The organism is Thalassotalea sp. ND16A (assembly GCF_000764205.1).
Classification (GTDB): Bacteria; Pseudomonadota; Gammaproteobacteria; order Enterobacterales; family Alteromonadaceae; genus Thalassotalea_A.
Genome location: NZ_JQDZ01000008.1, coordinates 1 through 21,810 on the forward strand (window position 1 = coordinate 1; position 21,810 = coordinate 21,810).

At 42.8% G+C, this 21,810-nt stretch carries 18 protein-coding genes; 15 read left to right on the forward strand and 3 right to left on the reverse strand.

The genetic code is table 11. The annotated features are described in order from the left end of the window. Window positions 1-290: 290 nt before the first annotated feature. The 3 genes from ND16A_RS17870 to ND16A_RS17860 all read left to right on the forward strand — a co-directional run bounded on the left by ND16A_RS17870 (window position 291) and on the right by ND16A_RS17860 (window position 3,539). The gene (locus ND16A_RS17870) at window positions 291-479 is read left to right on the forward strand and encodes a DUF2065 domain-containing protein (protein WP_033075847.1); all 189 of its coding nucleotides are present in this window, start codon (window positions 291-293) and stop codon (window positions 477-479) included. A gap of 143 nt (window positions 480-622) precedes the next feature. After that, window positions 623-1,921: an adenylosuccinate synthase gene (locus tag ND16A_RS17865; RefSeq protein WP_033075848.1), complete on the forward strand. Its 1,299-nt coding sequence runs from the start codon at window positions 623-625 to the stop codon at window positions 1,919-1,921. Between the two features lie 370 nt (window positions 1,922-2,291). After that, window positions 2,292-3,539 carry a malic enzyme-like NAD(P)-binding protein gene (locus ND16A_RS17860; RefSeq protein WP_033075849.1) on the forward strand — a complete coding sequence of 416 codons (1,248 nt, stop codon included), beginning with the start codon at window positions 2,292-2,294 and terminating at the stop codon, window positions 3,537-3,539. Between the two features lie 188 nt (window positions 3,540-3,727). Here ND16A_RS17860 and metJ read toward each other — a convergent pair whose 3' ends face one another. Further along, window positions 3,728-4,054: a met regulon transcriptional regulator MetJ gene (metJ, locus tag ND16A_RS17855; RefSeq protein ID WP_033075850.1), complete on the reverse strand. Its 327-nt coding sequence runs from the start codon at window positions 4,052-4,054 to the stop codon at window positions 3,728-3,730. Window positions 4,055-4,313: 259 nt separating this feature from the next. Here metJ and metB point away from each other — a divergent pair, with 259 nt between their 5' ends. The 3 genes from metB to metF are packed head-to-tail and all read left to right on the forward strand — an operon-like array spanning window position 4,314 to window position 8,838. After that, a complete protein-coding gene (gene metB, locus ND16A_RS17850; RefSeq protein ID WP_033075851.1) occupies window positions 4,314-5,480 on the forward strand; it encodes a cystathionine gamma-synthase in 1,167 nt (388 codons plus the stop codon). Further along, entirely contained in the window at window positions 5,480-7,957 is a 2,478-nt protein-coding gene (metL, locus tag ND16A_RS17845; RefSeq protein ID WP_052072783.1) for a bifunctional aspartate kinase/homoserine dehydrogenase II, read from the forward strand. The genes metB and metL overlap by 1 nt, the downstream gene beginning before the upstream one ends. Continuing rightward, window positions 7,957-8,838, forward strand: a complete 882-nt coding sequence (gene metF / locus ND16A_RS17840; RefSeq protein ID WP_033075852.1) for a methylenetetrahydrofolate reductase — start codon at window positions 7,957-7,959, stop codon at window positions 8,836-8,838. The genes metL and metF overlap by 1 nt, the downstream gene beginning before the upstream one ends. Window positions 8,839-8,961: 123 nt before the next feature. On the opposite strand, the gene argE is transcribed toward metF, so the two are convergent. Continuing rightward, a complete protein-coding gene (gene argE, locus ND16A_RS17835; protein WP_033075853.1) occupies window positions 8,962-10,107 on the reverse strand; it encodes an acetylornithine deacetylase in 1,146 nt (381 codons plus the stop codon). A gap of 238 nt (window positions 10,108-10,345) precedes the next feature. On the opposite strand from argE, the gene argC reads away from it, so the two are divergent. From argC to argH, 5 genes are read left to right on the forward strand one after another with little or no spacing between them, the layout of a single operon-like run. Then, complete coding sequence (gene argC, locus ND16A_RS17830) at window positions 10,346-11,395, forward strand: N-acetyl-gamma-glutamyl-phosphate reductase (protein ID WP_081945413.1); 1,050 nt, start codon at window positions 10,346-10,348, stop codon at window positions 11,393-11,395. Beyond that, window positions 11,392-12,171: an acetylglutamate kinase gene (gene argB / locus ND16A_RS17825; protein ID WP_033075854.1), complete on the forward strand. Its 780-nt coding sequence runs from the start codon at window positions 11,392-11,394 to the stop codon at window positions 12,169-12,171. The genes argC and argB overlap by 4 nt, the downstream gene beginning before the upstream one ends. A gap of 23 nt (window positions 12,172-12,194) precedes the next feature. Further along, window positions 12,195-13,106: an ornithine carbamoyltransferase gene (locus ND16A_RS17820; RefSeq protein ID WP_033075855.1), complete on the forward strand. Its 912-nt coding sequence runs from the start codon at window positions 12,195-12,197 to the stop codon at window positions 13,104-13,106. A gap of 39 nt (window positions 13,107-13,145) precedes the next feature. Continuing rightward, entirely contained in the window at window positions 13,146-14,360 is a 1,215-nt protein-coding gene (locus ND16A_RS17815; protein WP_033075856.1) for an argininosuccinate synthase, read from the forward strand. Between the two features lies 1 nt (window position 14,361). Beyond that, complete coding sequence (argH, locus tag ND16A_RS17810; protein ID WP_033075857.1) at window positions 14,362-16,251, forward strand: argininosuccinate lyase; 1,890 nt, start codon at window positions 14,362-14,364, stop codon at window positions 16,249-16,251. A 65-nt stretch (window positions 16,252-16,316) separates the two neighbouring features. On the opposite strand, the gene ND16A_RS17805 is transcribed toward argH, so the two are convergent. Continuing rightward, window positions 16,317-18,890: a penicillin-binding protein 1A gene (locus ND16A_RS17805; RefSeq protein WP_235281930.1), complete on the reverse strand. Its 2,574-nt coding sequence runs from the start codon at window positions 18,888-18,890 to the stop codon at window positions 16,317-16,319. A gap of 156 nt (window positions 18,891-19,046) precedes the next feature. Here ND16A_RS17805 and ND16A_RS17800 point away from each other — a divergent pair, with 156 nt between their 5' ends. Genes ND16A_RS17800 through ND16A_RS17785 form a run of 4 tightly spaced genes read left to right on the forward strand, consistent with a single transcriptional unit; the run spans window position 19,047 to window position 21,809 of the window. Next, complete coding sequence (locus ND16A_RS17800) at window positions 19,047-20,126, forward strand: pilus assembly protein PilM (RefSeq protein ID WP_033075858.1); 1,080 nt, start codon at window positions 19,047-19,049, stop codon at window positions 20,124-20,126. Further along, on the forward strand, window positions 20,114-20,689 hold the full coding sequence (locus ND16A_RS17795; RefSeq protein WP_033075859.1) for a PilN domain-containing protein: 576 nt from the start codon (window positions 20,114-20,116) through the stop codon (window positions 20,687-20,689). Before ND16A_RS17800 ends, ND16A_RS17795 begins: the two co-directional genes overlap by 13 nt. Continuing rightward, window positions 20,689-21,285, forward strand: coding sequence for a type 4a pilus biogenesis protein PilO (locus ND16A_RS17790; protein ID WP_327143621.1), 597 nt, complete (start codon window positions 20,689-20,691; stop codon window positions 21,283-21,285). The genes ND16A_RS17795 and ND16A_RS17790 overlap by 1 nt, the downstream gene beginning before the upstream one ends. After that, on the forward strand, window positions 21,285-21,809 hold the full coding sequence (locus ND16A_RS17785; RefSeq protein WP_033075861.1) for a pilus assembly protein PilP: 525 nt from the start codon (window positions 21,285-21,287) through the stop codon (window positions 21,807-21,809). Before ND16A_RS17790 ends, ND16A_RS17785 begins: the two co-directional genes overlap by 1 nt. Window position 21,810: the final 1 nt, after the last annotated feature.

The following is a 21,810-nucleotide window of genomic DNA, read 5'->3' on the forward strand; positions in this document are numbered from 1 at the left end:
TATTTAGCCTTGAGATTATTGCAGCACCAAGGAAGGCAATATCGACTAACTAAGAGCGAGCTTAGGCTCGCTCTGATTGAATTAGTGAATGAAACATGAGATTAAAGTTGTGGGGATCCTTCCGGTTTTAACCTCGCGGCCTTTGATAAATTCACCTACGGGGTGACAATACCAATGCTGCTCGTAGCCCGTAGCCCGTAGCCCAAAGCCCAAAGCCCGGAATCCGCAGCCAGCAGATAGGAATTCTATTGGGGTTAATTGGGCGATGATAAAAAAAGAGGAATAAGTTGATGTCTGTAGAAATAATGCTGTCAGCATTTGCCCTGATGCTGATCATGGAAGGCGTAGGGCCACTATTATTTCCGAATAAATGGCAAAATTTTATGCTGAAACTGGCCAAAGAGAAACCAAATACGATCCGACAAATTGGTGGTGTTATATTTATTTTTGGCTTCATCTTATTGTTTTTTAACAACTAAAACAAATTACTGTGATGATTCTATTTCACATCGAATCCGTCGTTAACAATTAAACTTCAAAAAAAATCATAAAATAGGTGATCTAGCCAAATGGGTCTGGTAAAATCCCCGCCTAATTTTCTTTCGAAATATACAAATTTATTATGGGCAAAAACGTCGTTGTGTTAGGCACCCAATGGGGTGACGAAGGTAAAGGTAAGGTTGTAGACCTGTTAACGGATAAAGCAAAGTTTGTTGTGCGTTATCAAGGTGGTCACAATGCTGGTCACACATTAGTGATTGACGGTGAAAAAACCGTTTTACACTTAATTCCATCTGGTGTGTTACGTGATAACGTAAAATGTTTGATTGGTAATGGTGTGGTATTGTGCCCGAAGGCACTGATGACTGAAATCGGCATGCTTGAAGCTAAGGGCGTACCAGTACGTGAGCGCTTACTTATCAGTGACGCATGTCCACTAATTTTGCCATATCATAATGCCTTAGACGCAGCCCGTGAAGCGGCTCGTGGTAACAAGAAAATCGGCACTACCGGTCGTGGTATCGGTCCAGCTTATGAAGATAAAGTAGCGCGTCGCGGTTTACGTGTTAGCGATTTATTTGATAAAGAAGCATTTGCCGTTAAGTTAAAAGAGATCATGGAATACCAAAATTTCATGTTAACCAATTATTACAAAGCAGATGCCGTTGATTACGATACCGTATTAGCCGATGCTCTCGCGGTTGCCGACATCATTAAAGATATGACCGCCGATATCAGTGAAATATTAGATCAAGCGCGTATTAATGGTGAATCGATTATGTTTGAAGGTGCACAAGGTACACTTTTAGATATTGATCACGGTACCTACCCATACGTAACGTCTTCGAATACGACTGTTGGTGGTGTTGCTACCGGTTGTGGTTTTGGTCCTCGTTATTTAGATTACGTGCTCGGTATCACTAAAGCCTACACTACCCGTGTTGGTTCAGGCCCATTCCCGACCGAACTCGATGATGACATCGGTAATCACTTAGGCACTGTTGGCCACGAATTCGGTGCTACCACTGGTCGTGAGCGTCGTTGTGGTTGGTTTGACGCCGTTGCCATGCACCGTGCTGTACAAGTAAATAGTATTTCAGGTTTTTGTCTGACTAAGCTAGACGTACTTGATGGCTTGAAAGAATTAAAAATCTGTACCGGTTACAAAACCGCATCGGGTGAAATTTTAACTGTGCCGCCAATGGCCGCTGAAGGTTATGAAAACATCACCCCTGTGTATGAAACCGTACCAGGTTGGTCAGAAAATACTGTGGGTGCCACCTCAGTTGCAGAGCTGCCGGCAAATGCGAAAGCTTATATCAAGCGCATTGAAGAAATCACAGGTGTACCAGTAGATATTATTTCAACTGGCCCTGATCGAAATGAAACCATGATTTTGGTTAACCCTTTCGACGAATAAAATTCTTGCGAACTTTATTAGAAAAGCCGAGCTCTGCTCGGTTTTTTTTGTTTTAAGCTTCGAGCAACTAGCAACTAGCAACTAGCAACTAGCCACGGGCAGCATATTTGTGAATTCACCTATCGTGTAACAATACGAATGCTGCGCGTAGCCCGTAGCCAGAAGCAATTAATTACCCCTGTAGGCAGGATGCCTTTAGAGGGTGATTAGATAAAGAATTTTATCAAGCTATAACCTATTATTATGGTACTGACTGTAAATGATATGAGTTATTACCAATTATGTTAAAAATTGTGTAACTTCGAAGAAAGTTTTCAGGTACTATCTCAAACCCGAAAGGTCCATCACTCTATTAGTAAAGGTATCTGCTATGACCGACTTCCGCCAGCAAGCACTCGATTATCATGAACACCCAACACCAGGAAAAATTGCCCTGGCGATCACCACGCCCGCAGAAACAGCTTATGATTTAGCTCTTGCTTATAGCCCTGGTGTGGCTGAGCCGGTACGAGCAATTGCCGAAAATCCTGATGATGTTTATCGCTATACCAGCAAAGGCAATACCGTTGCGGTAATTACCGATGGTAGCGCAATTCTTGGCTTAGGTAATCTCGGCCCGTTAGCATCAAAACCGGTGATGGAAGGTAAAGCGTTATTGTTTAAACGATTTGCCAATATTGATTCATTTGATATTGAAGTGAAGCACAATACGGTTGAAGATTTTGTCAATACAGTAGCGAATATTGCCGATAGTTTTGGTGGAATTAATCTTGAAGATATTAAAGCGCCTGAATGTTTTGCCATTGAAAAAGCACTAATTGAACGTTGTAAAATTCCTGTGTTTCATGATGACCAACATGGTACCGCCATCGTTACTGCTGCCGGTATGCTAAATGCGTTAGATGTACAAGGGAAAGTATTAAAGCACGCCAAAATTGTCTGCATGGGAGCAGGAGCCGCTGCGATTGCTTGCATGGAGTTATTAATCAGTTGTGGTGCGCAACGTGAAAATATCTATATGCTTGACCGTAAAGGTATTATTCATACTCGCCGTGATGATTTAAATGAGTATAAAAAATTGTTTGCCAATAATACCGATAAACGCACATTAGAAGATGCGATTGACGGTGCCGATGTATTTGTTGGCGTATCGGGCCCTGACGTATTTACTCCGGCGCAATTAAAACTGATGGCACCTAAACCTGTCGTTTTTGCTTGTTCGAATCCTGATCCTGAAATTAAACCGGAACTGGCGCATGCCACTCGTGATGATTTGATCATGGCTACGGGTCGTTCAGACTACCCCAACCAGGTGAATAACGTATTGTGTTTCCCATTTATCTTCCGCGGTGCGTTAGATGTTAGAGCCAGGTTAATTAATGCCGAAATGAAAGTTGCGGCGGTAAATGCCATTCGCGCCATCGCTAAAGAACCAGTGCCAAAAGAAGTCTTGAAAGCCAGTGGCGATGCCCGCCTGGAATTTGGTGCCGATTACATTATTCCAAAACCTATGGATCCAAGACTGTTGCAAAATGTCGCTTATGCCGTAGCGAAAGCCGCAGTAGATTCTGGGGTTGCTACCATTGACATGCCAGAAAATTATATGGGCAAAAGTTAAAATAAATTTTAACTTAATAAAAAAGCCGCAATCTGTGATACAGGCTGCGGCTTTTTTGTACAATGGTTGGCGGGGTTTGAATGCTTTGCATAGAAGCCTAATTAAACGGCTTTAACCTCGCGTACTTTGCTGAATTCACCTATCGTCTAACAATACCAATGCTGCCCGAAGCACGTAGCCAGAAGCTATTAGTCTTGTTCTTCAAACTCGGAAAAATCGGTGATGCCTTGCGCTTCCAGAATTTTACGCACACTTTCTGGTAACACGTTTTCATTATCTTTTGCTAAATCACCGTCACCGGGTAAAGGTTGACCAGTAAAAGCATGTAAAAACGCTTCACACAATAATTCACTATTTGTCGCATGACGCAAGTTATGTACTTGTCGTCTGGTTCTTTCGTCAGTTAACACCTTTAACACACGTAATGGGATTGAAACCGTAATTTTCTTTACTTGCTCACTCTTTTTACCGTGCTGTGCATATGGGTTGATGTATTCCCCGTTCCATTTAGCCATGGATATTCCCCAAATTTAATATTTATCACTACACTGTTACATAATCGCGCTTTTTTGCTAAAGCTGTTCTATAAATTGGCAATTATGCAATTTAGTCACTTTTGTGATCGTAAGTAAATTGTACTGGTTCTCATCATCGAGTCAACATCTAAAAGCAAAGATGTTTAGATGGCTAAAACTCCTTGACCTGAGCGGTAAAACCGTTTAGATTTATAGACGTCTAAACATCCAGGTTAAATTTTCGATAAAAGAGTCAACTATGAAGCAAGATAAATTAACGACTATTGCGGTAAGAGCCGGCATAAACAGTGATGAACATCATGGTGCTGTAGTGCCAGCGCTGCATTTATCCAGCACTTATAGTTTAAAAGGCTTTAATGAAAAACGTCAGTTTGATTACTCGCGCACCGGCAACCCAACTCGCGCCACTCTTGCGCAAGTTATTAGTGACCTGGAAAACGGTAGTACCGGTATCATCACCAGTACTGGCATGTCAGCTGTTCATCTTATTTGCCAGTTATTAGCCACTACCGATACGCTATTAATTCCTCATGATTGCTACGGTGGCAGTTACCGTTTATTTACTTATTTAGCCGAACGCGGTTTATTTAAATTATTGGTGGTAGATCAAAACGATGAGCAACAACTGCAACAAGCGTTAGCACAAAAACCAAAACTGGTGTTATTAGAATCGCCAAGCAATCCTTTACTGCGTATTGTCGACATCAAAGCCATATGTGCGCAAGCCAAAGCGGTAGGCGCGTTAGTTGCGGTAGACAATACGTTTTTATCACCACTATTGCAGCGGCCACTGGATTTGGGTGCAGACATCGTCATTCACTCGACCACTAAATTTATCAATGGACACTCTGATGTCGTGGGCGGCGCAGTCGTCACCAAAGATGCCGAACTGGGTGAAAAGCTGGCCTGGTGGGCCAACTGCATCGGCATCACCGGCGCAGCATTTGACAGTTTCATGGTTTTGCGCGGCATTAAAACTTTGCCTATCCGGTTAAAGCAGCATCAACAAAATACTGAGCAGTTGGTGGCATTTTTGCAAAACCACCCGGCCATTGAAAAACTTTATTACCCGGGCTTAACCGATCATCCAGGCCACGATATTGCCAAAGCACAACAACAAGGTTTTGGCAGCATGTTTTCTTTTGAAATAAAAGGTGGCGAAGCACAGGTACGCACTTTATTCGCCAATGTTAAGTTATTTACCCTGGCGCAATCATTAGGTGGTGTTGAAAGCTTGATCTCTCACCCATCAACCATGACACATGCGGGAATGAACCTTGAAGCACAAATCGCCGCCGGTATTGGCCAAAATTTGATCCGCGTATCGGTAGGTATTGAAGATATCAGCGATATTATCGATGATTTAGATAACGCCTTAAATGCCTCATTAGAGGTGGCATACTAATGACACAAGTTCAACTTCAGCAGCAGGGTGTAGCAGGTAAGCCAATCAATTATTTCAGTTCACAACAACAGCCTAAACTTAGCTGTAGTGTACATAAATTTGGCGGCAGCTCACTGGCCAATGCACAGTGTATAAACCGCGTAGTCAGTATCATTAAAGAGCATGGCAAACAGGAAGATTTAATCGTGGTTTCCGCCAATGGCAAAACCACAGATCAGCTATTTAAATTATTAGACGCAACTGATGAACAAGCCGTTACGCAGTTGGGAGATATTGAAGTTGAGCAAATAGCGCTAATTTCAGATTTATTATCGACCAAAGGCACGGCAACATTAAGCACACAGCTTTCGGCAGATATCGAGCTAATTGATCGTTATTTTATCGACAGCAAGGTGGCTGAAAATCGCAATGATATTTTATCATTCGGTGAAGTCTGGTCAGCGCGTTTGCTTGCTGCTGTGATCAGTGAGAGTTTATGCCCGGCAACAGCGATTGATGCCAGAGACATACTGGTGTTAGATTCACAAAATAACTTTACCTTGAATGAGGCGCTAAGCCAGCAAAATCTAACTCAGGCAAAACAGCCTGGCAAGTTGAATATCTTAACCGGTTATATCGCCAAAGATGAATTGGGCGATACCCAAACGTTAGGTCGTAATGGCAGTGATTATTCGGCCACCATTGCCGCGCATTTACTTAATGCCGACAACGTAACCTTATGGACCGACGTGGATGGTGTTTACAGTGCCGACCCGCGTATTATCAGTACTGCACGAAAGTTGCACCGCCTAGAAAATTCGGTGGCGAAAGAATTAGGTCGCTTAGGTAACCCGGTGTTGCATGCCAAAACCTTAAATCCACTGGCAACCCACAGTATTCATTTGAATGTTGCCAGCAGTTTTTTGCCGGAAGATATTGGCACTGAAATTGGCGCTTTTGGCGAAATTGCCAAGAGTGAAATCTCGGTAACTCATAATAACGAGTTAATTAAAATTAATTCGCAACAGTTTACTACGCGGGTGCTTGAGCAGATCAATGCCAGATTTTTACCCATTTACCAGTGTAAAAAAAATACCTGCGTGGTAATTTCCCAACAATTTGCTGATTTAGCGATTCATTATTTGCGCGAGCAAGATATCGATTACAGCACGCAAGATGTGTCATTAATAGCGGTGGTTGGCTATCAAATTGCTAACCGTGGTGAAATTAAAGCCCGTTTTAACCGGGCCCTTAAAGGCACTGACATCAGCGAATTTGTCGGCTCAGACAATGGCCACAGTTTACTGGCATTTTTTGAACACCAAAGTTCAGTGGAATTGATCAACCAAGTACACTCACAGGTGACCAAAGATAGCCGTAATATCGGTTTGGTGATTGTCGGTTTGGGCAATATTGGCCAACGCTTTTTAGAGTTATTGCCCAGTCAGTTAGAAAAGGTTGATGCCCTGGATAATGTTCACCTTGTCGGTTTGGCGAGCTCAACACGGGCATTATTTAACACCGATGGTATCGATGCCACTCAGGCGCTGGAGTTGTTTAACCAAAATAGTCTGCAATACGATAATCAAGTGTTACTTGAATGGTTAGAGCAGCACCCATACGACGAATCGGTGGTAGTCGATATTACCCCGAGTGAAGCATTCAGTGACTTGTACCAAAGCTTTTTCCAGCGTGGCATCCACGTGATCAGTGCTAACAAGTGTGCCGGCGCAAGCAGCACAGAAAATTATAATGCATTGCTTAATAGTCAAAAAGCCAGTGACAGCCAATGGCTAGTGAATACAACCGTAGGTGCAGGCTTACCGATCAACTACGCGATTAGCGATTTACAAAACAGTGGCGATTGTATTGAAGAAATTTCGGGAATTTTTTCCGGAACCTTATCCTGGTTATTTGCCAATTTTGATGGTTCGCAACCATTTTCACAATTATTAAACGATGCTCTGGCACAAGGCTATACTGAACCAGACCCTCGCGACGACTTATCTGGTCTTGATGTGCAACGCAAACTATTAATCTTAGCGCGATTAGCCGGCTTTGAGCTCGAACTTGACGATATTGAATGTCAAAATCTAGTGCCGGCAGCGGCTCAGCAATTAACTTTGCGCGAATTTTTACAGCAATCATCCCTGCTTGATGATTTCTTTGCCGAAAAATTAAAACAGGCAACGGATGAAAACGCTTGCTTACGTTATGTAGCGCGATTCACCCAAACCTTTGATGATGCCAAAGGTAAAGGCTATAAAGCAAAAGTAGGGCTAGAGGTGCTGCCGAAAGGCCATGCCTTTGCCAATTTAACACCATGTGACAATGTCTTTTTACTGAACTCGGTTTGGTATCAAGACAATCCATTAATCATTCGTGGCCCAGGCGCTGGCCGTGATGTAACCGCCGGGGGCTTACATTCAGATTTAGTTAATCTGTGTCGTACACTCGAAAACAAAACCAAAGAAGTAGTAATCAAGGGGATTAACTAATGAATGCCAGAGCTCGACAATTAGATTTGTTAAATCGAACGATAAGAGATATTGATAACGATTTAAACGTATCGTTTGAATTTTTTCCACCCAATTCGCCCGAAATGGAAAATACCTTGTGGAATTCGATTGAGCGTTTGGCGCCGTTAAACCCAAGCTTTGTCTCGGTAACCTACGGAGCGGGCAGTGGTACTCGTGATAGAACTCATGGAGTGATTAAACGTATCCAAAAAGATACCGGATTAATTGCCGCCCCGCATTTAACCTGCATTGATGCCGGCCGTGAAGAGTTAATTGATATTGCCAAAGATTACTGGGAAAGTGGTGTACGCCATATTGTTGCCTTGCGTGGTGATTTACCGAATAACAGCAGTAAGCCAGATATGTATGCCAATGATCTGGTAGAACTATTAAAAGGTGTAGCCGATTTTGATATTTCCGTTGCGGCCTACCCAGAAACCCACCCGGAAGCACCGAATGCGCAATTTGATTTAGTGAACCTAAAACGTAAAGTTGATGCCGGAGCGAACCGTGCCATCAGCCAGTTCTTCTTTGATATGGATTCATACCTACGTTTTCGCGACAGATGTGTCGCTGTCGGTATTAACGTTGAAATTGTTCCGGGCATATTACCAGTATCTAATTTTGCCACATTGAAACGCTTTGCCGATATGACCAATGTGCATGTGCCTGACTGGATGGGTAAAATGTATGAAGGCCTGGATGATGACCCGACAACCCGTAACATGGTTGGCGCTAACATTGCGATGGAACAGGTGAAGATATTAAGGAGTGAAGGCATCAATGATTTTCATTTTTACACATTGAACCGTTCCGAGCTTACCTATGCTATTTGCCATACCCTAGGCGTGCGTCCTTAATACTGGTTAAAAGTTAAAAGTTAAAAGTTAAAAGTTAAAAGTTAAAAAAGAAACGAAAAAGGAGAACTGTTCTCCTTTTTTTATTATTGTTTTTCAACCGATTTAAGCTCAGCTTTAATCGGTTTAAAAACAATAATGTTGGATGAAGTCGAGTAAGATCTTTTCGGTCGGTTTTATTTGATCAAACGCCAAAAATTCATTCACCTGGTGTGCCTGTTCAATCGAGCCAGGACCTAGCACTATGGTTTGGCAGCCAAGCTCCTGAATGTAAGGTGCTTCGGTGGCGTAGTTTACCGCCTGACAACAGTGGCCTGAAAATTTCTCCGCCAGTTTTACCAACTCACTGTCTTCACTTTCGGCAAAAGCGGGGGAGCTGGCATGCAGCTCCTGCATTGACACTCTGCCAGGATATTTCTCAGCCACCGGTTTTAGCGCTTGTGATAACCAATGCAAAAGCTCTTCATCCTTAATGCCGGGCAGGGCGCGCAAGTCGATATCCAGATAACAATCACCGCATATTCTATTGGCACTGTCGCCACCTTTTATCGCACCAAAATTGAGCGTTGGCTCGGTGACCGAGAACGCTTCATTTTGATAATTGGCAATCAAATCTTGTTTCAATGCCATCAGCTTTTCGATCACTTGATAAATCAACTCGATGGCATTTACCCCTTTATTGGGTAAACTGGAATGCCCCGACTTGCCCTTAATCGAAATACGGTGTGACATATGACCTTTATGCATGATCACCGGCTGTAAATTGGTTGGCTCGCCAATAATGGCGACATCGGGCTTGGCCAGTTGTTGCTCAATAAAAAATCGAGCCCCGGCCATGGTGGTTTCTTCATCTGCGGTAGCTAGAACATACAAAGGTTTTTTCAGTTGCTTAACTGGCAGGTTTTTGCAAACTTGTAAAATAAAGGCGAAAAACCCTTTCATATCACAGGTGCCTAAGCCATAGAATTTATCGGCTTTATCGGTAATGGTAAAAGGATCACTATCCCAGCCTTTTTCATCAAAAGGCACAGTGTCACTATGCCCCGATAATAATAATCCGCCAGTTCCCTCGCCAATTTTGGCTAATAAATTATACTTATTTCGAGAGTCTGGAACTTGTTGAATGGTAATGCTGAAACCCAGGTCGGAAAACCAACTTGCCAACAGTTCAATGACGGCTTGATTACTTTGATCCCACTGCGTACTGGTCGCACTTATTGATGGGCTGGCAATCAATTGAGTCAGTGCTTGTTGAAAATTTGGTAAAGACATGGTTATCCTTAATTAATAGTGAGATATTTATGTTAAAAAGTTGCATAAATAATCATAAATTGTTATTTTCTCTCTTACAGTTTAATCAAGCACAGGTTTTCTGGCTAGTAAATAATTATCTTACTTATAACATCAGGTAACTAAGTTGCCTCTGGTTGTTGTTAGAGAGCGATTTTCCCAGCTGAAACTGCGATTGATGAATAAAATTTAATGAATAGAATTGCAATTAAGGGTTTTGATGAAAGTAGCGATTGTAGGTGCTAGTGGCTATGCTGGCGCTGAGTTGGTAGAAATATTAACTAAACATGACAAAATTACCGATTTTCAACTGCTGGTTTCTGAAGGTAGTGCGTCGAGTGGCCGGTTATTTTCGGAGCTTTATCCGCGGCTGCAATCAATTTGTGATAAACCATTACAACCATTCACTTCGTCCTGGCTGGCCAGCAACCAGGATTTAGATGCGGTATTCTTTGCCACACCTCATGAGTACTCACAACAATGGGCACATGAGTTCGTTACTGCGGGTATTAAAGTATTCGATTTGTCTGGCGCGTTTCGGTTAAATAATGTTGAAGATTATCCCAAATATTATGGTTTTTCACACCAACATGAAACGTTAATTGACGCAGCCATTTACGGCTTAGCAGAGTTTAACGCTGAACAGATCAAAAAAGCAGATATTGTTGCTGTGCCGGGTTGTTATCCAACGGCTAGCCTTTTAGGGTTGAAGCCGATCACCAGTAATGGCTTAAATCAACCGGATGGCTTAATTGTGGTAAACGGCATTAGTGGCGTAAGTGGCGCCGGCAGAAAAGCGGCATTAGCGACCAGTTTTAATGAGCTTAGTTTAAAGGCTTATAATGTTTTACAACACCGTCATCAGCCGGAAATTAGTCAGGAATGCGGCCAGCAAGTTATCTTTAACCCACATATCGCACCATTCAAGCGTGGTTTGTTATCCACAGTCACCCTTAATTTAAAAGCAGGAGTGACGACTGAACAGGTTGAGCAGGCTTACAATAATGCCTATGCCAATACGCCTTTGGTCAGGATCAGCAAATCCTGGCCGCAAATCGACGATGTTGCCGGCTCGCCTTTTGCCAGTTTACACTGGCAATACGATCCAGGAAAATCTGTCCTGGTAGTAAGTTGCGCCATCGATAACTTATTAAAAGGCGCCGCATCGCAGGCAATACAATGCTTTAATTTAAATATTGGCTTAGATTCCCACTATGCGTTAGCAAATGCTGCAATCAGCAACGTATCAGCGCAAGGAGTTAATTCATGACTTCGCCTTTAGTCATTAAAATTGGTGGTGCGATTATGGAGTCGCCTGCCGCACTCAGTGAATTGTTTAAGGTGATTAAAACCCTACAAGATAATCAGCAACCAGTGATTGTGGTACATGGTGGCGGTTGTGTCGCCGATGAATTATTGGCAAAAGCAGGCTTTACCAGTAAAAAAGTGAATGGTTTACGAGTGAGTGAGCCAGAGCATATGCCGATTATTACCGGTGCTTTAGCGGGAACGGTAAATAAAGCATTAGTGGCAAGTGCAAATTGCGCAGATATTTCTGCCGTGGGTTTGGCCTTGCACGATGGCCAGATGATCAAATGTACCGCTGCCGAAGCATTTCTGGGTTGCGTAGGTATTCCGCATGCCAACAATGATAAATTTTTACAGTGTATGATGGCCGCCGGTAATACAGCCATCATTTCTTCTATTGGCAGTTTAGAGAATGGTCAATTGGTAAACGTAAATGCGGATGATGCCGCGGTTGCCATTAGCCAGTTAGTGCAAGGTGATTTGATCTTACTTACCGATGTTGCTGGCGTTAAAGGTGCAACCGGTGAGTATTTAGCGAATTTAACCTTTGATGATGCCCAGGATTTAATTGCCAGCGGTGTTATCGCTGGTGGTATGGTGGCAAAAGTGAACGCTGCCTTTACTGCTGCAAATCAATTACGACGAAGTATCGCGGTGGCCAGTTGGAAAACCCCTGAGCAATTAATTCAATTGCAACAAGGACAAGGTTTTGGCACCCGCATCGAACCTAACCTTTAATTATATTAGTAAACAGGATAGTTATGTCGTTACAACATTTTTTAGCAGATCAACTGCAAGATAAACAACAGCTTGAAGCATTGATTGCACAAGCAATAGATATTAAAAGCAACCCTGGCAATTATTCACAAGCACTTGCTGGCAAGTCGATAGTGATGTTGTTTGAAAAGCCATCGTTAAGAACACACATCAGTTTTGATATTGGCATTGAAAAACTTGGTGGCCACAGTCTTTATATTGGTCAGCAAAATGGCCAGCTAGGTGAACGTGAACGGGTGAAAGATGTTGCTAAAAACTTAGCCTGCTGGAGTGATGCCATTGTTGCCCGCGTATTCAAACAACAAGTGTTGGATGAAATGGCAGAGCATGCCGGTGTGCCGGTGATCAATGCGCTGAGTGATTTATACCATCCATGTCAGGCGCTTGCCGACTACATGGCGCTAACGGAAACCTTTGGCAGCGTAGAAAATTTAAATGTTGCCTATATTGGTGACGGTAACAACGTATCCAATTCATTAATGCTGATGGGCTCTATTTTGGGGGCAAATGTTACAGTAATAACACCACAGGGTTATGAACCCGATAGCTATTTGGTGGCGATCGCGGCGGAATTAGCTGAGCAAAGTGGCGCAAAATTAACAGTATCGACTAATATTGAAGATGCGAAAAACCAACAAGTGATTTATACCGACACGTGGATTTCTATGGGGGATAACACCAAGGTCGATGCGATTTTAGAAAAATTTATGCCCTATCAGATAAATGCCCAATTGATGGCGAAAGCCGGGGCAACGGCAGTCATGCACTGTCAGCCGGCGCATTTAGAGCAAGAAATCACCACAGAAGTGTTTGATTCGGAGCAATCATTAGCGTTTCTACAAGCAGAAAACCGCATGTGGGCACAAAATTCAGTACTGGTTAGCCTGTTTAAATAACGCTAACCTATTTAAAAATTTAACATCGAGATTAACAACATGAGTAAACAGATTAAAAAAGTGGTATTGGCGTATTCTGGTGGTTTAGACACATCGGCGATCATTCCTTGGTTAAAAGAAAACTACGAAGGTTGTGAAGTTGTGGCGTTTTGTGCCGATGTTGGCCAAGGCGATGAAGAGTTGATTGGTATTCAAGAAAAGGCCATAGCCTCTGGCGCTTCTGAGTGTCACGTGGTCGATCTAAAAGAAGAATTTGTCAAAGATTATATCTATCCAATCTTGAAAACCGGCGCAGTATACGAAGGACAATATTTACTGGGTACATCAATGGCTCGCCCTGTTATTGCCAAAGCACACGTAGAAGTGGCGCTAAAAGTTGGAGCGGACGCGGTATGTCACGGTTGTACCGGTAAAGGTAACGACCAGGTAAGGTTCGAGTCATGTTTTGCTGCCCTGGCGCCGCAACTAACCGTTATTGCGCCATGGCGTGAGTGGGACATGGTATCTCGTGAAGACTTATTAGATTATCTGGCCGAGCGTGATATTCCTTGTTCAGCGTCGCTGACTAAAATTTATAGCCGTGATGCCAATGCCTGGCATATCTCGCACGAAGGCGGAGAGTTAGAAGACCCGTGGTGTGAGCCAACGAAAGAAGTGTGGACGATGACCACAGATCCTCTGGATGCGCCGAATACACCGGACACGGTAATGCTGAGTTTCGATAAAGGTGAGTTAGTTGCCGTTGATGGTAAAAACTTATCTCCGTATCAAGCTCTGGTTTATCTAAACGATAAAGCCGGTGCCCATGGTGTTGGCCGTATTGATATTGTCGAAAACCGTTTGGTGGGGATGAAGTCTCGCGGCTGTTATGAAACTCCTGGCGGTACGGTATTGATGGCGGCCTATAAAGGCCTGGAGTCATTAATTTTAGACAAAGAGTCGTTAAAATTCAGAGAGTCGGTTGCGCTTGAGTTTTCTCACGTAATTTATGATGGTCGTTGGTTTACCCCTCTGGCAAAATCACAAATGGCAGCAACCAACTCGTTTGCCGAGCAAGTGACTGGTGATGTCGTGGTGAAGCTTTATAAAGGCCAGGCGACTGTGACGCAACGTCGTTCACCAAACAGTTTATATTCAGAAGAATTTGCTACCTTTGGCGAAGACGATGTTTATGATCAAAAACATGCCGAAGGCTTCATTCGTTTATTCAGCTTATCTAGTCGTATTAACGCACTAAAACAGCAGGAGAAATAATATGGCAGCATTATGGGGTGGTCGGTTTAAATCGGGCAGTAGTGATATCTTTAAAGCATTTAACGATTCGCTGCCATTTGATTATGTGCTGGCACAACAAGATATCCAAGGTTCGATTGGCTGGTCAAAAGCGATTCAAAAAGCGGGCGTATTGACCGTTGAAGAGCAGCAAAAAATGGAACAGGCTTTGTTAGATCTTGCTGCCAAGGTTGAACAGGGTGAAGTGGATTTTAGCGCCGCTACCGCAGAAGATATTCATAGCTGGGTTGAGTCTGAACTGATCGAAGTGATTGGTGATACTGCCCGTAAACTGCATACTGGCCGTAGCCGTAATGATCAGGTTTCTACCGATTTGCGTTTATGGTCACGTGAACAAGTTGATGTATTGTTAAACATGCTGAAAAATTGCGTGCAGCAGTTGATCAATTTGGCTGACAATAACAAACAACATATCTTGCCAGGTTATACCCATTTACAGCGGGCCCAGCCAATTCGGTTTGCTCATTGGTGTATGGCCTACGTAGAAATGCTTAAACGTGATATCTCACGTTTAGAAGATGCTCGCAAAAGAATGAATCAGTCACCGCTAGGTTGTGGCGCATTAGCCGGTACCACTTATGATATTGACCGGGTTGAACTTGCTCATTCATTAGGCTTTGATGGCCCATGTATGAACTCGCTCGATGCCGTATCGGATAGGGACTACGTATTAGAGCTATTGTTTGCCGCAAGTACCGGCATGATGCATTTATCACGTTTTTCAGAAGATTTAATTTTCTTTAATTCTGGTGAAGCAAACTTCATCACCTTAGGCGATCAAGTTACCTCAGGCAGCTCGTTAATGCCACAGAAGAAAAACCCGGATGCTTTAGAGCTAATTCGTGGCAAATGTGGTCGTGTCTATGGTTCATTACAAAGCTTACTGGTGACGTTGAAAGGCTTACCGTTAGCCTATAACAAAGACATGCAAGAAGATAAACAAGGACTATTTGACGCTTTAGAGCAATGGTTAAGTTGTTTGGTGATGGCAATCGAAGTGGTTAATTCTATCGAGTTAAACAGTGCCGAATGTCAAAAAGCCGCTCGTGGCGGCTATGCAAATTCGACCGAACTTGCCGATTATCTGGTCTCTAAAGGTGTACCGTTCAGAACTGCGCATGACATTACCGGCGCTGCCGTTTTGTATGCGATCAATCAAGGCGAACCACTGGAGAGTTTACGCTTAGATGAATTTAAGCAATTTTCACCATTAATTGAGGCCGATGTTTACCCGGTGCTGGAACTGGAATATTTAGTCGATAAACGCAATATTCTCGGTGGTACAGGTATCGAACCGGTAGAGAAGGTGATCGAACAAAATCGTCATCAATTTGGTTCCACTGATTATGTAGTCCGAGATGCCAAATTAACCGATTTAAGAGCTATCTTAAAACTGGTGAACTATTGGTCATCACGCGAAGAGAACCTACCGCGCAGTGAAGACGATTTAATTAAATCAATTCGAGACTTTGCTGTGGTTGAAGTGAATGGTCAAGTTTGTGCCTGTGCTGCATTGTATATTTACAGTACCGGCCTTGCCGAGATCAGATCGCTCGGAGTGTCTATCAACAACCAAGGTAAGGGCTATGGTCAAAAACTGTGCCGATTTTTACTCAACAGAGCGAAAGATTTATCATTACTGAAAGTGTTTGTGTTGACCCGCAAACCAGACTTCTTCAAACGCTTAGACTTTATCCCTGGGGATAAAGATGCGTTACCTGAAAAAGTGATGAAAGATTGTGATTTATGTCCTAAGCAAGATAATTGTGATGAAGAAGCCTTGTTGTATAACTTGAGCGATCATCAATCGATGCCACAAATGCTAGGCAGTATTGAAGTAGTAGAAACTTAATTCAGAAGGGATGAATTAACTTAGAATTTAAAAGGCCGCTAAATTTCATTTAGCGGCCTTTTAAATTAAAATAGCTCTTCTTCAGTCGTTTCTTCTTCGCTTTCTAAGATTTCTTCAATATTGTCATCACTTATCCAGTCTTTTGGTGCCGTGCCTTGGATGAAATACTCAAAGCGAGAGCTTCGGTCAGTTTTATTGGTGCGTTTCCCGGTTAGCTTATCGATGCGAATTGAGACTATATTTTCCGGTTGTTCAAACGCTTCATAGGGATATTGATTTAACGCCACTGCCATAAACTTAATCCATGACGGCTGCGCGGCATTGGCACCCGCTTCACCGCCAGCGGTTTGATTACGGCCTAAATTACCGTTGACCACGGTACGGCCCAAGTTGCGGGCGGGATCATCAAAACCAATCCAGGAACTGGCCGCTACCCTGCGGCTGAAACCACTAAACCAGGCATCTTTTGACTGGTTGGTGGTGCCGGTTTTGCCGGCTAAGTCGCGACGGTTAAGGGTTTTAGCGCGCCAGCCAGTGCCACTCCAGCCGGTGCCTTTTGACCAGTCACCACCACCGCCCCAAATGACACTATTCATCGCCTCGGTGACCAAGAAGGCATTTTCCCGGCTAATAATTCTTGGTGCTATTGCCTGGGTGATCAACTCAACATCAACATCCTCAATCGATTCAAAACTGTTGGCGTATTCTGCTTTTGCCAGTTCACACTGATAACAAGCCATTTGTGGTTCGGCCTGATAAATCACTTCACCATTGGAGTCTTCAATCCGGTCAATAATATATGGCTCTACCAAATATCCCTGATTGGCGAATGCGGAAAATCCGGTGACCACTTGCAGCGGCGTCATCGACGCTGAACCTAATGCTAATGATTCATTTTTCGGTAGCTCTTGGCTATTGAAGCCAAACTTGGCTAAATGGCTGATTAGGTTTTTTAACTTAATGCCCCGTAACAGTCGCACCGACATGACATTTTTCGATTTTGCTAAACCGGTTCGTACTCGCAGTGGCCCTTCATATACTGCCGGAGAATTTTTCGGACGCCAGGCAAAGCCAGAACGCCTATCCCATTGGTTAATCGGAGCATCATTAACAATAGAGGCTAACGTATAGCCATTATCAAGGGCAGCGGAATAAACAAATGGCTTAATATTTGAGCCCACTTGACGATTGGCCTGAGTAATGCGATTAAACTGGCTTTGTTTAAAACTATAGCCGCCGACACTGGCTAAAATAGCGCCTGAGTCTGGTGAAATCGCCACTAAGCCTCCTGATACATCAGGGAGTTGGCTTAAGCGGAAAATATTATCCTCTGCCGCTTTTACGTAAATGAGATCACCGGCAGTGATGATTTCATTGGCAAATTTTGGTGCCCTGCCTTGTGATTTGTCATTAACATAGGCACGTGCCCATGACATTCCCTGCCAGTCAATAATGGCTAATTCACCCGTTTTCAATAAAATTTCAGCCTGTTGTTCATCAACGTTAGTGATAATTGCCGGCAGTAATTCATTATATAAAGGCACGCCTTTTAATATTTTTACTAACTCTTCTAGCTCAGGTTTTTGTGTACTGACTTTTGTTATTTGCTCTTTATACTGTGCAAATTGGTTATCATTCAAGCTAAGTGCAGCCCTGCTTGTTAACAACTCTTTGTCGCTCTCAGATAGCCACAAGTGCTTTATTGCACCACGGTAGCCATGTCTCTCGTCATAGGCATGAATATTCCCTAATACCGCAGCCGTTGCTGCTTGTTGTAGTTCAGATTGTACCGTAGTGTAGACTTTTAAGCCCTTACCGTAAGCCACTTCAGTGCCATACATTGCCAGCGCTTTTTTGTTCGCCATTTCGGCGACATAAGGGGCATCAAGCTCGATATCAACGCCATGTCGTTTGGTACGTATGTCTTCATTGTTGGCTTGTTGGTATTCTTGTTCAGTAATATAGCCACTGACTAGCATTCGTTGTAACACGGTAGTGCGACGAAATTTAGCGCGGTCAGGATTACTGATCGGATTGTATGTGCTTGGTGCTTTTGGCAAGCCGGCAATAACGGCAATTTCCGCTAACGTCAATTGTTTTAATTCTTTGCCATAATAAACCTGTGCGGCAGCGCCAACACCAAATGCACGGTGGCTTAATTCAATTTTGTTTAAATATAATTCTAAAATTTCATCTTTGCTTAACAGGCTTTCCATGTGTAAAGAGATAAAGATTTCGCGAATCTTTCTGACATAGGTTTGTTCTCGGGTTAAAAAGAAATTTCGTGCAGTTTGCATGGTGATGGTACTGGCACCACCCGCATCGTTGCCAGTAATTTGACCGATAATGGCGCGCGTCATGCCTATCGGATCAACGCCAAAGTGCTCGTAAAATCGGTTGTCTTCGGTGGCCAAAATGGCATTGATCAACTGCTCCGGCATGTCTGCAAGTTTTGCTGGAATTCGCCTTTTGGTGCCGAATTGCGAAATCAATTCACCATCATTGCTGTAGATCTGCATAGGTATTTGTAATTGCACATCTTTTAATATTTCTACGCTGGGGAGCTCGCTCCGCATACTGAGATAGAAACCGCCGATAACCAAGCTTAATAAGGCGGTTCCTAATAGGGATAATTGCATGAAACGCTTGAGAATTTTCACTAAGAATAATACCAATAACAAAGAAAACAATAATTATATTACTAGTATATAGAGATAATTAGTGTAATAAATGGTTTTTTGTCTATATTATGTCTATATTAAAAAAATAATAAATAATAATAAACACAGGAAGTTATGCTCAGTCGATTTTTCAGCAAGAATGTATCTTTAATGGTCGGGATTGATATTGGTTCACACTCGGTTAAAGCGGTGCTTATTAGTGAAGATAAAAACGGTTATCAACTCGATGCATTCTCTGTAGAACCTATGCCCAAGGGCGCAATCGTTGATCGAAAAGTACAGGATATTGAAGCGATAGGAGCGGTAATTCGCAAAGTTCGCAAGCAAGTTATGTCTTCTGTTCAGCAAGCCGCCGTCGCCGTTTCTGGTTCAACCGTGATCACCAAAATCATCTATATGGATGTCTCTTTAAATGATGACGAACTGGCCAGCCAAATTGAAATTGAAGCGGACAGTTTAATACCATACCCTCTTGATGAAGTTAGCCTGGATTTTGAAAAGCTTGACGTCAATGAAGCCGACCCAAGCAAAGTTAATGTCTTACTGTCTGCAGTGCGTACCGAAACGATTGAAGCGAGAGTCTCGGCGTTAGATGCGGGTGGCTTTTCTACCAAAGTCGTGGATGTTGAATCCTATGCGTTAAGCCGGGCATCTGAACTTTGTATGCCAATGCTTCCGGATGATGCCAAAGACAAAGTCGTGGCTTTTATCGACCTTGGCGCCACCATGACCTTATTCACGGTAAATGAAGGTAATAATTCGATCTATACCCGTGATCAACTGTTTGGCTCTGAACAATACACCCGTTCTATTGTCTCTTATTACAATAAATCTTACGAAGATGCCGAAACTGAAAAAATATCCGGTGAATTACCACCGACCTATACCTTTGAAGTACTGGCACCATTTCAAACGACCCTGATCCAACAAATTCGCCGGGCGATACAAATGTATCTGACTTTCAGTGGTAAAGATAAACTCGATTATCTGGTCGTTTCTGGTGGCACCGCGGCGCTGGAAAATATTCAAGAGCTATTATCGGCAGAGCTGGGTATACACACCATAATCGCAAATCCATTCAATAATATGGTGCTTGGTGAGCTAGTGGATGAAGATGCTTTAGCACTGGCTGCGCCTCAGTTGATGGTGGCATCAGGCTTGGCAATAAGGAGTTTTTCGCCATGCCACATATAAATCTACTGCCTTGGCGTGAAGAAGCGCAACGCTTAAGGCAGCAACAGTTTTTCTCAATATTAACATTTTTAGCCTTAATTAGTTTTTTGGCGGTGTTTTTAATCAGCCAATATTATCAGGCAAGGATCGATGGCCAGCGAGCACGCAATCAATTTTTAACCAACGAGATTAAAGTGCTTGATGCGCGGATTGTTGAAATTGATACCCTTGAACAAAAGAAAAAAACCTTAATTCAACGAATGACGTTAATTGAGCAATTACAAAAAAGTCGTAACATTGGTACCCAGGTACTTGATGAAATTGCAAAAATAGTTCCATCCGGGGTTTACATTATTAAACTTGAAAAACAAGGTAATGTGTTGTTATTGCAAGGTAAGAGTGAATCCAACAATCATCTTGCCAATATGATCCGGGAAATACAAAGTTCCACTTTACTCGCCGATGCCGAGATTGAATCCATTATTAATTCCGGTAAATCGAGTAAGTTATTAAGCGATTTCAAGATGAGTTTACGGATTCAAGGTTTATTGGATGATAATCAAATTAGTAACGCAGGAGGTTAATGATGAATTTAGACCTTTCCCAATTTGATAATCTGGACCTGAATAATATTGGTCAATGGCCAAAACTGGCGAAAATTGCACTGGCGATGGTGCTGGTGGTTTTCGTTTCTTATTTTATTTACTTCTTATTAGTGAGTGATAAAATTACCGAGCTGGAGCGTGAAATAACGCAAGAAACCAAGTTAAAAAATGATTATCAAGCGAAATACTTCGTTGCCGCAAACCTTGAGTTATTTCGCGAACAAATGGAAGAGGCAGAAGAGATATTTGCTAAGCAAGTAAAACGATTGCCAGAGAGCCATGAAACTCCTGGTTTATTGGATGATATCACTTTTGTTGGTACCACCTCGCGTTTGGATTTTGTTAAGTTAAATTGGCAGCCAGAGATACATCAAGAATTTTATGTAGAATTACCGATTGAAGTGCAAGTTACCGGTGCTTATCATGATTTTGGCGAATTTGTCAGTAAGATATCGGGTTTGCCGCGTATTGTAACCTTACATGATTTCTCCATCACCGGTAATGCTAATGGTCTTGAGAACTCATTAACCCTGACTTTGCAGGCAAAAACATACAAATACAGGGAGAGTAAGTAATGCGTTATTTATTGTTACTTTCGGTATTGTTACTGAGTGCATGTTTTGACGATTTAACCGATCTGCAAGCGCACATAGATAAGGTTAAAGAGTCTACCTCCAATAAAATAAAGCCGATACCACTGCTCACCGATTTTAATCATTTTGATTATTCGGCGTTTGCGTTGCGCAGTCCGTTTGTGGCACCGAAACCAGAAGCGATTCAAGAAAAAATGCAACAAATGTCTGATTGTTTGCATCCTGATCCCAGACGGCGTAAACAACCACTGGAAAAGTTTGCTTTAGAAAGTTTAGATATGCGTGGCACCTTAGGGGAAAAAGGCATCATTTGGGCTTTGGTAGAAGCTGCTGATGACACTCTGCACAGAGTCTCTATCGGAAGTTATTTGGGGTTGTATAATGGTCGTATCACCAATGTCGGCCAGGAAGAAATAATCATAGTTGAATTAATACCAGATGGCGCTGGCTGTTGGGTAGAACGAGAAACAACCGTATCAATGGTTGAACCGGGCCAAGAGGGGTAAG

Excerpts from the sequence above, each read along its gene's own strand:
- metB (WP_033075851.1), top strand. The coding sequence starts at position 4,314 with ATGAAGCAAGATAAATTAACGACTATTGCGGTAAGAGCCGGCATAAAC.
- ND16A_RS17795 (WP_033075859.1), top strand. The coding sequence starts at position 20,114 with ATGCCACATATAAATCTACTGCCTTGGCGTGAAGAAGCGCAACGCTTA.
- metF (WP_033075852.1), top strand. The coding sequence starts at position 7,957 with ATGAATGCCAGAGCTCGACAATTAGATTTGTTAAATCGAACGATAAGA.
- ND16A_RS17820 (WP_033075855.1), top strand. The coding sequence starts at position 12,195 with ATGTCGTTACAACATTTTTTAGCAGATCAACTGCAAGATAAACAACAG.
- ND16A_RS17785 (WP_033075861.1), top strand. The coding sequence starts at position 21,285 with ATGCGTTATTTATTGTTACTTTCGGTATTGTTACTGAGTGCATGTTTT.
- ND16A_RS17815 (WP_033075856.1), top strand. The coding sequence starts at position 13,146 with ATGAGTAAACAGATTAAAAAAGTGGTATTGGCGTATTCTGGTGGTTTA.
- ND16A_RS17805 (WP_235281930.1), bottom strand. The coding sequence starts at position 18,890 with ATGCAATTATCCCTATTAGGAACCGCCTTATTAAGCTTGGTTATCGGC.
- ND16A_RS17870 (WP_033075847.1), top strand. The coding sequence starts at position 291 with ATGTCTGTAGAAATAATGCTGTCAGCATTTGCCCTGATGCTGATCATG.
- argE (WP_033075853.1), bottom strand. The coding sequence starts at position 10,107 with ATGTCTTTACCAAATTTTCAACAAGCACTGACTCAATTGATTGCCAGC.
- ND16A_RS17790 (WP_327143621.1), top strand. The coding sequence starts at position 20,689 with ATGATGAATTTAGACCTTTCCCAATTTGATAATCTGGACCTGAATAAT.
- ND16A_RS17865 (WP_033075848.1), top strand. The coding sequence starts at position 623 with ATGGGCAAAAACGTCGTTGTGTTAGGCACCCAATGGGGTGACGAAGGT.
- metJ (WP_033075850.1), bottom strand. The coding sequence starts at position 4,054 with ATGGCTAAATGGAACGGGGAATACATCAACCCATATGCACAGCACGGT.
- argH (WP_033075857.1), top strand. The coding sequence starts at position 14,362 with ATGGCAGCATTATGGGGTGGTCGGTTTAAATCGGGCAGTAGTGATATC.
- metL (WP_052072783.1), top strand. The coding sequence starts at position 5,480 with ATGACACAAGTTCAACTTCAGCAGCAGGGTGTAGCAGGTAAGCCAATC.
- ND16A_RS17860 (WP_033075849.1), top strand. The coding sequence starts at position 2,292 with ATGACCGACTTCCGCCAGCAAGCACTCGATTATCATGAACACCCAACA.
- ND16A_RS17800 (WP_033075858.1), top strand. The coding sequence starts at position 19,047 with ATGCTCAGTCGATTTTTCAGCAAGAATGTATCTTTAATGGTCGGGATT.
- argB (WP_033075854.1), top strand. The coding sequence starts at position 11,392 with ATGACTTCGCCTTTAGTCATTAAAATTGGTGGTGCGATTATGGAGTCG.
- argC (WP_081945413.1), top strand. The coding sequence starts at position 10,346 with ATGAAAGTAGCGATTGTAGGTGCTAGTGGCTATGCTGGCGCTGAGTTG.